The organism is Nostoc sp. (assembly GCF_036919895.1).
In the GTDB taxonomy this organism is placed as follows: Bacteria; Cyanobacteriota; Cyanobacteriia; order Cyanobacteriales; family Nostocaceae; genus Nostoc.
On the sequence record NZ_JBALBW010000032.1, the window covers coordinates 15,992 to 28,946 of the forward strand.

Annotated in this window: 9 protein-coding genes; 8 read left to right on the forward strand and 1 reads right to left on the reverse strand. The window is 41.9% G+C overall.

Translation table 11 applies throughout. The features are described from left to right. Positions 1 to 230 precede the first annotated feature (230 nt). The 8 genes from V7K55_RS05995 (at position 231) to V7K55_RS06030 (ending at position 11,711) form a co-directional block, all read left to right on the forward strand. Positions 231 to 1,127: an inositol oxygenase family protein gene (locus tag V7K55_RS05995; protein WP_334829183.1), complete on the forward strand. Its 897-nt coding sequence runs from the start codon at positions 231 to 233 to the stop codon at positions 1,125 to 1,127. A gap of 796 nt (positions 1,128 to 1,923) precedes the next feature. Further along, a complete protein-coding gene (locus V7K55_RS06000) occupies positions 1,924 to 2,931 on the forward strand; it encodes an ABC transporter substrate-binding protein (RefSeq protein ID WP_334829185.1) in 1,008 nt (335 codons plus the stop codon). Positions 2,932 to 3,019: 88 nt separating this feature from the next. Next, complete coding sequence (locus V7K55_RS06005; protein ID WP_334829187.1) at positions 3,020 to 4,048, forward strand: ABC transporter substrate-binding protein; 1,029 nt, start codon at positions 3,020 to 3,022, stop codon at positions 4,046 to 4,048. A 420-nt stretch (positions 4,049 to 4,468) separates the two neighbouring features. Further along, a complete protein-coding gene (locus V7K55_RS06010) occupies positions 4,469 to 6,025 on the forward strand; it encodes a sugar ABC transporter ATP-binding protein (protein WP_334829189.1) in 1,557 nt (518 codons plus the stop codon). Next, positions 6,022 to 7,020, forward strand: coding sequence for an ABC transporter permease subunit (locus V7K55_RS06015; RefSeq protein WP_334829191.1), 999 nt, complete (start codon positions 6,022 to 6,024; stop codon positions 7,018 to 7,020). Before V7K55_RS06010 ends, V7K55_RS06015 begins: the two co-directional genes overlap by 4 nt. 112 nt (positions 7,021 to 7,132) lie before the next feature. After that, positions 7,133 to 8,533 (forward strand): sugar porter family MFS transporter, encoded by a 1,401-nt coding sequence (locus V7K55_RS06020; RefSeq protein WP_334829193.1) that lies wholly within the window; start codon positions 7,133 to 7,135, stop codon positions 8,531 to 8,533. A 389-nt stretch (positions 8,534 to 8,922) separates the two neighbouring features. After that, positions 8,923 to 9,969, forward strand: coding sequence for a Gfo/Idh/MocA family oxidoreductase (locus V7K55_RS06025; RefSeq protein ID WP_334829195.1), 1,047 nt, complete (start codon positions 8,923 to 8,925; stop codon positions 9,967 to 9,969). A gap of 128 nt (positions 9,970 to 10,097) precedes the next feature. Next, positions 10,098 to 11,711 carry an iron uptake porin gene (locus tag V7K55_RS06030; protein ID WP_334829197.1) on the forward strand — a complete coding sequence of 538 codons (1,614 nt, stop codon included), beginning with the start codon at positions 10,098 to 10,100 and terminating at the stop codon, positions 11,709 to 11,711. A gap of 368 nt (positions 11,712 to 12,079) precedes the next feature. Here the strand turns inward: V7K55_RS06030 and V7K55_RS06035 are convergent, their stop codons facing one another. Then, positions 12,080 to 12,859, reverse strand: a complete 780-nt coding sequence (locus V7K55_RS06035) for an intradiol ring-cleavage dioxygenase (RefSeq protein WP_334829198.1) — start codon at positions 12,857 to 12,859, stop codon at positions 12,080 to 12,082. Positions 12,860 to 12,955 lie beyond the last annotated feature (96 nt).

Below are 12,955 nucleotides of genomic sequence, written 5' to 3' on the forward strand. Positions count from 1 at the left end.
CAAAAATATATCCAACAGATGAATTATCTGTTGGTATAAGGTTGTCGCTACCCAGATTGCATAAGGGACTTCCTTAATTAAGGATGTTGTACATAGTCATACAAATAGAAAAGAAACTTAACACACTCTTTTGCACACGTGTGCAAAAATAAATTCATAACAACTCCTGCACACCTGTGCATAAAGTCCCAAAGTCCGATTTTAAAAATTAATATCGACGGGTAAAACGTATGTCTCAAATTGTAAAGAATTCCATCGAACAAACTCAATACAATCCCTTGCATTCGCTAGAAGAGTGGGAAAAAGATTTACTCAATCGCTATCCCAATCCAGACAGCATAGTTAAAGAAGGTAAAACCACTGAAGCGTACAGAAATTACGAAACACCGACCAGAGACACGGTGAAAGAATTTTATCGGTTAAATCATATTAATCAAACATATAATTTTGTACTTCAAAAAGAAAAAGAATTTTTGAAGTTTGATAAAAAAGAAATGTCTGTTTGGGATGCGGTCGAATTTTTGAATCAATTAGTCGATGATTCCGATCCTGATACAGACATGGATCAGTTACAGCACTTATTGCAAACATCAGAAGCCATTCGCGCCGATGGTCATCCTGACTGGATGGTACTTACTGGCTTCTTTCATGATATGGGGAAGGTGCTTTGCCTATTTGGTGAGCCTCAATGGGCTACCGTTGGTGATACTTATCCTGTGGGTTGTGCATTTTCTGATAAAATTGTTTTCTCAGAATTTTTCAAAGAAAACCCTGATTACAATAATCCCAATTACAATACCAAATATGGTATTTACGAGCCGAATTGTGGATTGAGTAATGTACACATGTCATGGGGACATGATGAGTATTTCTATCAGATGATGAAAAACCATTTACCTGAACCTGCGTTGTATATGCTTCGCTATCACTCATTTTATCCTCAACACCGTGAAAACGCATATAACCATTTGATGGATAAACACGATCAAGAAATGTTTAAATGGGTGATTTTATTCAATCCTTATGATTTATATTCAAAAAATACTACTCCTCCTGATTGGCAAAAATTAAGACCATACTATGAAGATTTAGTGGCTAAATATTTACCAGCGACGTTAAAGTTTTAAACTGATAACACTCGATAACTGGCTATTGCTCTGCGAGAAAAAGCCCTATTTCTCTATAAGATGTTAACAGCAGTCAATCAACCTTGGATTTGAAATTAACCTTATGAATAAAGCTATTTCTTCTGAGCAATGGATTTGAGGGTTTTCGATAGTAGCTCTAAAACTAGGTTTAAACTTGGGATTTTGAATCCTTCAACTTCATTACCCAAAATCTAAAATTAGTCATCCTCTAATCTCCAGGCTGCATTATGATGCTTGGATATATAAATGTTAAGTTTTTTGAATTCTACCTAAGCTTAAAAATACTTAATATTTACAAATGCTATGATTTCGAGAGTTTTGACTAAAGAGAGATTAAAAATGTTTCTTCAATTTGTAAAGTTCGATAAAGAAAATTCATTTTTGTTCTAATGGGGGATAAGATCGGAAAATAGTTCAAGTATAAGTTTGCACTTTTAAGAATATCATTTTTCTAGAGTTTTACTAAAAAGGTGGTTTGATTGTAGGCACATTAGAAAAGTATTTTTACAACAACATATTAATGTGAATTACATGGCGTTGAGTAGCCGTCAAAAAATTGCTTTAAAATAAAACATCTAGTTTAGTGAAGTGAATATTAGCAACTCAAAATATGTCAGTTTACAAGACGTTTAAGAATAGTTGATATTGACAAGGCTAGCAGTATCACTAGGTTCGGTCTGAATTTATTAGACCTAGTTGATATTGTGATAGCCTCGGATGTTTAGATTCTGCTGACCTTTCTCAAATTTAAATCCGTCGTTAAAAATATACGAATATGAAGAGAATTTTGCTCATAGTTGGCATACTAGGTTTCACTATTGTTAGCTGCACAAATAGCGCTCAAAATGACAATTCTGCTACGAATACAGATACTAACACTGCTACCAACACTAGCTTAGAGACTAAAGTAAATAGTCCAAATAGAAAATTGCAAACAATTGGTGTCGCCTTGGGTGACTTGGGAAACCCTTTTTATAATGCAGTGCAGAAGGGAGCGGAGATAGAAGCTAAGAGAATTGGGGATAATATCAGGGTTAATGCAGTTTCCAGTGGCTTCGATCTGAACCAACAAAGCAACCAAATTGAAAATTTTACGGCTGCGAATACTGACCTAATTATCCTCAGCGCTGTTGATAAAAAAGGAGTTAAACCAGTAATTGATCAAGCAAGGCTTGCAGGTAGGGTTGTGATTGCAGTAGATTCAGCCGTTGATGCAGATGTGGATGCAATGATTAGTTCCAACAATATCCAAGCTGGTGAGGTTGCTTGCCAATATATTGCCGATCGCATCAAAGGTCAAGGTAGTGTAGTTATTCTCAACGGTACTCCAATGGACTCCATCAATCAGCGAGTCAGTGGTTGTGAGAAGTCATTATCCAAATATCCTAATATCAAACTCATCTCTAAAGACCAAAATGCCGAAGGGACAAGGGATGGAGGACTAAGAGTCATGAGCGATTTACTCACAACCTTTCCGAAAATAGATGCCGTTTTTGCCACTAACGACCAAAGCGGTGTCGGCGCAGATTTAGCCGCAAGACAAGCAAGACGCAAAGAATTTTTTATTGTTGGGGTTGATGGTTCGCCAGATGCAACCAAAGCAATGGAAGACAAAGATGGTGTATTTGCTGCAACTGCGGCTCAAAATCCCGCAGGGATGGCTGAAAAAGCAGTTCAGATTGGCAACGATATCATTCAGGGTAAAAAACCTGAGTCATCTGACATTCTGATTCCAGTCAAGTTGGTTACTAGAGAGAACCTCAGCAGCTATAAAGGCTGGTAAGAATAGTTCGTAATTACAAGACACGGAAAAGGCTGGATACAAGAGGGTTACAATACTTGACCCTGTTTTTAGACATCTAGGAGATATTATGAATATGAAAAGGATTGCGATCGCAGCTAGCTTACTAGGTATCATCAGTGGTGGTGTTGTCGGCTGTACAAATGCTTCCCCCGATAACAACGCTGCTACTAACCCCGATCCAAAATCTGCTACAAATACTAGTGCTGAGACTCAAACTGCCACTGGCAATGGAAAATTAAAATCAGTTGCCTTTACCGTTGGTGATTTAAGTAATCCCTTCTTCGTACTTATGGGACAAGCAGTGGAGTCAGAAGCAAAGAAAATCGGCGGTAAGGATGTTAACGTTACCGTAGTTTCCAGTGCCTATGACCTGAATCAACAAGCTAATCAAATTGAAAATTTCACTGCTTCCAATACTGATATTATTATCGTCAATGCTGCTGATAAGAGTGGCATTAAACCAGCAATTGAAAAAGCGAAACAAGCGGGTAGAATTGTCATTGCGGTAGATACAGGTGCGGAAGGAGGTGTGGATGCCACCATCACTACTAATAATGTTCAAGCTGGAGAAGTTAGTTGCAAATATATTGTTGACCGTCTCAAAGGTAAAGGCAATGTAGTAATAGTTAATGGCCCGCCAGTAGACTCGGTGATTCAGCGAGTTAGTGGCTGCGAGAATGTACTGTCCAAATATCCCGATATCAAAATCCTTTCCAAAAACCAAAATGCAGAAGGTAGTCGGGATGGAGGACTCAGAGTTATGACTGATTTGCTGACAACCTTTCCGAAAATTGATGCGGTTTTTGCCATCAACGATCCGAGTGGAGTCGGCGCAGAACTAGCAGCGAACCAAGCACAACGTAAAGATTTCTTTATTGTCGGGGTTGATGGTGCGCCAGAAGCAATAGCTGCGATCGCAGCTAAAGATGGTATATATGCAGCAACCGCTACTCAAAATCCGCGAGGGATGGCCGAAAAAGCAGTTCAAGTTGGAAACGACATTTTAAATGGTAAGAAACCTAGTAATCCTACCATTTTGATTCCAGTCAAGCTGATTACAAAAGATAACGTCAGCACAGAAAAAGGCTGGAAGTAATAAAAATTGTGAATTTGAAATTGGAAATTATGTTTTTTGATATAAGTCATTTGGTGCATTTGTAAAGTTTTTGCACATACCTAGAATGTCCGGCAGTTTTCATTTAAATTAATACGAAACCTCATTTTTATTCCTGTCTTTTATTTAATATAAAGATGGGTTTATAAAGAGGTTAAAACTCTGCTGTACCAAATCAAGAACCACTATGTATGTCCATCATCGGAGAGTCTGAGTGTACATTTCTAGCACTCAGACTTTCCCAACAATCTTTATAAACTAACGTTAACAACAAAGGATGAAAATATCTCTTTTCCACTCCTAGTCAGCTTTTAAAACATGATTTTGCGATCAATCAAATATGAATTTATTAATTTCTAATTCAGGTTCGCAAATTTTAAATAGTTTTTACAGGTTTTGCTCATGACAACCAATATTGAAACCTCACTTTCTGATACACCAACTAGCACCCCAGTGTTAGAAATGCAAGGAATTACCAAACGATTTCATGGTGTATCTGCGCTCCAAAATGTTAATCTCACCATTTATCCGGGAGAAGTTCACGCCCTTATGGGTGAAAATGGAGCAGGTAAAAGCACATTGATGAAAATCCTGGCTGGGGCTTACATTGCCGATGAAGGAGAAATTCGCATCAATGGTCAATCTTTGAAAATTACCGATCCGGCGACAGCACGTAAATCGGGTATTAATCTTATTTATCAAGAACTGAACGTTGCACCGAATTTAACCGTTACCGAAAATATGTTTATGGGTAGCGAGTTGCGGCGGGGTCAGCTTTTAGACCGCAAAGCAATGCAACTTGAAGCAGAGGAAGTACTGGAGAGTCTGGGAGCCAATTTTACCGCGCAGACTATAGTTGGTACTTTGTCCATTGCAGAACAGCAGCAAGTGGAAATTGCACGAGCGCTAAAAGATAAAAGCCGCGTTTTGGTGATGGACGAACCAACAGCAGCCTTATCTGACCGTGAAAGCGACCATTTATTTGAGGTCATTCGCAAACTACGCAATGATGGCATTGCCATTATTTACATCAGCCATCGCATGGAAGAAATCTATGCTCTAGCTGACCGGATTAGCGTGTTGCGTGATGGTCAATATATTGGTAGTTTGACACGCAGTGAAATTTCTCCCCAGCGATTGGTGCAAATGATGGTCGGTCGCTCCATGCAAGACTTTTACGAACATCAACGGCAAATGAATCCTGGCCCAGTGGTGCTGTCAGTCAGAAATATGAGCGATGTCCGCAAGAAGATTGAGCCGGCTAGTTTTGAACTTCATGCTGGAGAAATTCTCGGTTTAGCGGGGTTGGTTGGTGCAGGACGTACAGAACTATCCCGGCTGATTTTTGGTGCAGACCGCAAAGCTAGTGGTGAAGTCTTTTTAAATGGCAAAAAACTGGAAATTAATACGCCCAGTGATGCGATCGCTGCGGGAATTGGCTACGTCCCAGAAGACCGCAAAGACCAAGGTTTATTTCTGGAGATGAGCGCCCGCAAGAATATTGCCATCAACACACTCAAGCAAGATGCAAGAGGTGGAATTGTTAACTGGCCTTCAGTGAATCGGCTGTCAACAGAGGCGGTGGAAAACTTTAATATCCGCCTAGCCAATTTGGAAATTAGAGCGCTCGATCTTTCTGGTGGTAATCAGCAGAAGCTACTGCTAGCGCGTTGGTTAGCCATTAAACCGCGAGTGTTGATGTTAGATGAGCCGACACGCGGCGTAGATATCGGTGCCAAAAGTGAAATTTACCGAATTATGAGCGAATTAGCAGCGCAAGGTGTTGCTATTTTAATGGTTTCCAGCGAACTATCGGAAATTGTTGGTATGAGCGATCGCGTCTTGGTGATGCGAGAAGGACAACTGGTAGGCGAACTAGATGGCAGTCTTGGCAAAGAAATCACCCAAGAAAAGATTATGCACTATGCAACTGGAGCATCGGAGGTATCAGCATTATGAGTCAAACAGTCAGACCGCCTATCAATAAATCAGCCAACAATCCCGCATCCCGCAACCGGAAATCAATCAGCACTCTCTTGGAAGTTGCGGGTATTTTGCCAATTTTAGTAATTATCTGCATCTTATTTGCATTCCTTTCTCCCAACTTCCTCACGGGCGGTAACATCATTAATATCTTGCGTCAGGCATCAATTAATATTGTGCTGGCGACAGGAATGACCTTTGTAATTCTCACCGGCGGTATTGACCTTTCAGTTGGGTCAATATTGGCTGTGTCTGCCGTAGTTGCATTGCTGGTATCGCTACTGCCGGCTTTAAGTTGGGCGGCTGTACCTGCTGCTTTGCTGGCAGGATTGCTGTTAGGCTTACTGAACGGTGCGCTTATTACCTTCTTGGATGTGCCACCCTTTATTGTCACGCTGGGTTCACTTACAGCCCTGCGGGGTGTTGCCTTTTTAATTGCCAAGGGTACAACCCTGATTAACCGTGACATAAATTTTGCTTGGGTGGGTAATACATACGTCGGCCCTCTGCCGTGGCTAGTGATAATTGCGCTACTGACCGTAATCGCTAGCTGGTTTGTGTTGCGGCAAACTGTTTTAGGAGTGCAGATATATGCCGTTGGTGGTAACGAGAGGGCAGCCAGATTAACAGGGATTAAAGTCAATCGCGTGTTGCTATTCGTTTATGGTATTAGCGGATTACTGGCGGGTTTAGGAGGAATCATGAGCGCCAGCCGTCTTTATAGTGCCAGTGGCGTATTAGGTCAGGGTTATGAATTAGATGCGATCGCAGCTGTTATTCTAGGTGGAACCAGCTTTACAGGTGGTATTGGTACTATCGGCGGCACTCTTCTCGGTGCATTAATTATTGCGATTCTCAACAACGGTTTAACCTTGTTGAACCTATCTTACTTCTGGCAACTAGTTGTCAAAGGACTAGTAATTATTTTGGCAGTAATGATCGATCGGTTACGCAGACGTTCTAGACGGTAAAGGGGATTGGGGACTGGCGACTGGGGAGCAGGGGTAAATAGCAATGCCCAATTCCCAATTCCCCATTTCCAATTCCTCATTCCCAATTCCCCATTCCCAATCCCCAATATATATGACATCTACTACTACTCGTCGTAAATCCAACACGTTTTATGTGATTTTGATTGCTGGTGCTGCGGCCCTCGGCGGTTTTCTGTTCGGTTTTGATACCGCAGTAATTAACGGCGCGGTTGGAGCCATTGCCAAAGCCTTTAACGCCAACAGTGTGTTAACTGGTCTTGCCGTGTCCCTAGCATTGTTAGGGTCTGCTGTAGGAGCCTTCTATGCAGGAAAAATCGCAGACCGTTATGGTCGAGTCAAGGCAATGGTAGCAGCTTCGGTGTTGTTTACCATCAGTGCCATTGGCTCTGGGATTGCCTTCGGAATCTGGGATTTTATCTTTTGGCGGCTATTGGGTGGGATTGCAGTTGGTGTTGCTAGCGTCATCGCCCCAGCTTACATTGCCGAATGTTCTCCTACCCATTTGCGCGGAAGATTAGGATCTCTGCAACAATTAGCGATCGTAGTTGGAATTTTCATTGCACTGATATGCGACTACTTTATTGCTGTATCAGCAGGTTCAGCCGAATCGCCGTTTTTGTTTGGAATACCTGCTTGGCGTTGGATGTTTTGGACAGAAATTCCTCCAGCCGTGCTTTACGGAATGTCTGCTTTAATGATTCCCGAATCTCCCCGATACTTGGTTGCTCAAGGACGAGAACCAGAAGCTGCTAACGTTCTGACCAAGATTTTGGGGGGTGACGTGATGCCAAAAATTGAAGAAATTCGGCAGACAGTGCTTCGAGAACGTCAGCCTAAGTTCTCTGATCTCTTAAGCAGAAGTGGTGGACTCCTCCCCATTGTTTGGATAGGAATCGGCTTATCTGTACTCCAGCAATTTGTTGGGATTAATGTAATCTTCTATTACAGCAGCGTTTTGTGGCGGGCTGTCGGCTTTTCCGAAAAAGATTCCCTATCAATTACGGTGATTACAGGAGCCGTCAACATTATTACAACACTGATTGCGATCGCCTTCGTAGATAAATTTGGTCGCAAGCCCTTGCTGATAGTAGGGTCAATTGGCATGACCTTAACATTAGGGACGATGGCTTATCTTTTTGGCAATGCTCCCCTAGATGCTGCTGGAAACCCCAATCTCACCGGAAGCGCCGGGACTGTGGCTCTCCTCGCAGCCAATCTCTATGTATTTTGCTTCGGTTTCTCTTGGGGGCCAGTGGTTTGGGTGCTATTGGGAGAAATGTTTAATAACAAAATTCGAGGTGCTGCACTTTCAGTTGCTGCTGCTATGCAATGGGTTGCGAATTTCGTTATCTCCACAACATTCCCTCCCATACTGCAATATTTCGGTCTAGGTTCTGCATACGGACTTTATACAATTGCAGCAGCTACCTCATTCTTTTTCATTCTCTTTTTCGTTAAAGAAACCAACGGAATTGAGTTAGAACAGATGTAATTCGTAATGGGCTGCGCTCTAAGCAAAACTAGGACTTACGCACAAGTTACGGAATAACGAACCGCAGAGGCGCAGAGGACACGGAGAAATCAGAGTTTGAGAGATGTTTTGCGTAAGTCCTAAAAACTATGCCGTAGGCTTTACGCAGTTTGTAGAAGAGGAGAGGTATTAATACAGTTCAGTTAAGCATTTCTTTCTTCTCTCAGTGCCCTCTGCGCCTCTGTGGTTCGTTAAAAAATTTGACTTTAACAAAGAGTTTTAGCCTTAACTGAACCGTATTGGGAGAGGTATTTTCTCTCCCCTTGCTCTCTTGTGCGATTTTACATCCAGTAAATAAATATCAGACAACAACTAAATACAAACTCTCGCTTCAGTTAATCACGAAAAATATGGAAACTATCAATACGGCTCTTTGTTCTTCTGGTTTGTCCGGCATGGTATTTCATGCGCCGTTTATTGATTTGCATCCAGGATTTAAATTAGCTGGTTCTTGGGAAAGAAGCAAAAAGCTGATACAAAAACATTATCCTGATGTCAAAAGCTATCCTTCTTTAGAAGCATTACTAGGAGACGATCAAGTAATATTGGTGGTCGTGAATACACCCACTTATACCCATTACGATTATGCTAAACAGGCATTGCTTGCAGATAAAAATGTAGTGGTAGAAAAAGCATTCACCACTACAGTTAAAGAAGCAGAACAACTGAAAGAATTGGCATTAAAACAGGGAAAGAAATTATCTGTGTATCAAAACCGCAGGTGGGATAGTGATTTTAAAACAGTAAAAAAAGTTATCCAAGAAGGCTTGCTGGGTGATATTATTGAAGCAGAATTTAAATTTCAAAAATATAAACCAGCACTCAGCCATAAACAACACGTAGAAGTTCCAAGTCCAGGTGCAGGAATATTAAACAATCTAGGGCCGCACTTAATAGACCAAGCTTTGCATTTATTTGGGATGCCGTATGCTATTTTTGCAGACATCCGCATAACCAGGCTGCGATCGCAGGTAGATGATTATTTCGAGTTGATACTATATTACGACAAACTGCGCGTCAAATTAAAAGCAGGTTTCCTTGTGCGTGAACCTGCACCTGCCTATATCATACATGGCACTAAGGGTTCTTTTCTTAAAAGCAGAGCCGATAAACAAGAAGAGTATTTAGTGGCGGGTATGAAGCCCAACACACTTGATTGGTATACAGAGCCGGAAAGTGAATATGGCTTGCTGCATACAGAAAAAGACACAAAAGTAATTCGAGAAAAAGTCCAAAGTTCGCAGGGTAGCTATTTAGGTTATTACGATGCAGTATACAAATACATTGTTAATAATCAACCAGTAGCTGTTACTGCTGAAGATGGAATTAATGTCATGCGAATTATAGAAGCGGCTATTAAAAGCGACAATGAGCAAAAAGTCATAACGTTGCTTTAAAAGACCTAAAACCCCAACTCAAAATATGTAACTTGAATGCTGATTATCTCATAATCTGTAAGCTTTGCTTTGAGTAGAATCTCTTTCGTTACAAATTCAGAATTAAACCATTTTCAATTAATAAGCCAATGCTAAAAATTATTTTTCATAGCTTTTTTCTTCTATTCTTGTCAATTCCAGCAGTTTTAGCAGCATCTCCAGAAGATGATTCTCATGCAGCAGATGTTAATAGTAATTTGCAGGGACAAGTCACTTCTGTTTCTCAGTTTTCTGATGTACAACCGACCGATTGGGCATTTGGTGCATTGCAATCGCTGGTGGAACGCTACGGCTGTATTGCAGGTTATCCCAATTCCACCTATCGCGGTAATCGTGCCTTAACCCGTTATGAATTTGCCGCAGGTTTAAATGCTTGTTTGGATCGGATTAATGAGTTAATTTCCACAGCTACTAGCGATTTAGTTAATAAGCAAGATTTGGCAGTGCTGCAACTTTTGCAGCAAGACTTTGCCACAGAATTAACAACTCTGCGCGGACGAGTAGATACCTTAGAAGCACATACAGCAACCTTGGAGGCGCAGCAGTTTTCCACAACTACTAGGTTGAATGCTCAAATTATTACCGCCATTAGTGATACCTTTGGTAATAGAGTCGGTGGCGATCGCGATGAATCCAATCTCTACTTTTCAAATCGGGGTCGTCTCAACTTTGAGAGCAGTTTTACAGGCAAAGATTTGTTGCGAGTCCGGTTAGAATTTGGCAACTTTGCGAATTCCAATGGTGTAAGCCAAATTGCCACAGCTACAGGCACAGGGATGACACGCCTGAACTTCGATTATGACAGCAACGATACACTTTTTGTCCCCCACATTCGTTATTACTTCCCAGTCAGTGATTCCCTTAACTTCGTTGTTGGGCCTACAGGCATTGGTTACACCGACATTACAACCACCGTCACTCCCGCCACAATTGCTGACGATGGCAATGGGGTTCCCTCACTATTTGGATCGTACAGTCCCTTATTCCGACGAGGTGGCGGGGGTGCAGCCGCTAACTGGAACATTACCAAAGACTTGGTTCTCACCTTGGGCTATTTAGCAAGCAGTCCCAATACGCCATCGGGGAGCAACGGCTTATTTGATGGCGGCTACAATGCCCTAGCGCACTTAGCCTATTATGGTAAGCAAGGAGCTATTGGTGTTGCCTACTCTCATGGCTATAGCCCTGCTGGAGTAATCGATCTCTCCGCTGGAACGGGTAGCGTTTTATCAAACGCTCCCTTTGGCAACAACATTGCTACTTCCAACGATATTGTCGGCACACAGGGATACTATCGCTTCTCCCCGAATTTCCAAATCCACGCTTGGGGTGGATATATTTGGGCAAATGCTAAGAGTTCTGGTTTGAGTGATATTTCCAATGGCAGAGGTGGAACAGATTCTCTGTTTGTGAACAATGGTGACAATGCCAATGTCTGGTTTGGGGCGATTGGGATGTCGTTTCCTGATGTGGGTGGTAGAGGTAATCTGCCGGGAATTCTCTTTGGTATACCGCCCCATGTTTCTAACAGTGATGTCCGTCAAGAGCGAGACAACGCTTACCATATTGAAGCATTTTATCGTTATCGGCTAAATGACAACATCTCAGTGACTCCTGGTTTTTGGGTGATTCTCAACCCGGAAAACGATAGCAGAAATGATACGCAGTATGTGGGTGTGCTTCGCACAACCTTTGATTTTTAATGTCAATGCTTTAGTTGACTAATAATCATGCCCGCCAAATTACCCATAATAAAAGAACCCCTCCCCGCAAGCCTACGGTGTACACACAAGTCTCGAAATCCCACCTAGTACTTGGTTTTGTCGCCCGCCCTAGCTCCCAAATTATTGCAATAGCATTGCATTGACTAACAATAGCATTGCATTGACTGACAATAGCATTGCATTGATTGACAATGACATTGCATTGACTGACAATGACATTGCATTGACTGACAGTGGTATTTCTCTTATTTTTATGCTTTGTAATAAGAATAAGGAAAGCCTCATCAAGCTAGGTTTTTAGAACTTGTGTCTACAACTTTTGGCGATCGCTAATCTTGTAAGCTAAGTTAAGCCATTTGAAGCCCAACATCAGAGGTTGCTGCGTAGCCAAGGCTTGTTTTAGTCAGGTTGAGCAACATTTGTTCGCCGCCATCCTGAAAAATTCCGTCTCCAGCGTTCTTTAAGTTGCGTTGTCCCTTGCTGGCGTATGGTTTTTGAGTGTGTACTCGATCTGTGATCGAGTCATCAAAGTATAGCTGTGATGTAAACTCATAATTTTGGGCTGATGACCCATCTGTGCGAACCTTAAAGTGGATATGGACGGTTCTACCTTCATACCAACCAGGATAAATAGTTGTAAACTCGACGGTTCCATTTGCGTCCGTGACTTGATAGCCGCGCAGGAACTTTTTGCCAACAGTACTAAAACCTGAGTCTGTCACATCTGAATAAACGCCTAACGCATCACAGTGCCAAATATCCACGATCGCACCTGCGCGTGGCACACAACCAGTATTGCCAATCTGCGAAACCCGCAACGTTAGTTGGAGTGGTACACCGTCTTTAACTGAACCATCTGCCGGATCGGAACGGATATCGGAGCGGTTGAGCTTTTCGTCTACAAAATACGGCCCTTCGGTCTGCTCTGGAGTTACGACACACGCAGACAATGTACCATTGGCTAAAGATGATGCTGGGACGGCCACACTCGATTGCGCCTGTGTGGATCTGGACTTTTTCGGTGTGCATCCAACTACAAAGATTGCAGTTCCGATCGCTCTAAATAGAGCAAGTGCCTTTCTTCGACTCAATATTTGATAATCAGCAATTCTCATTTTGTCCTTCATTTAGATAAGGGAACTCCAACAAATAAATTTTCCAATCTTGTGGGGTAATATCATGTCCGGTTAATTAGTTATGATTCCCACAGTCATTGCACCCCT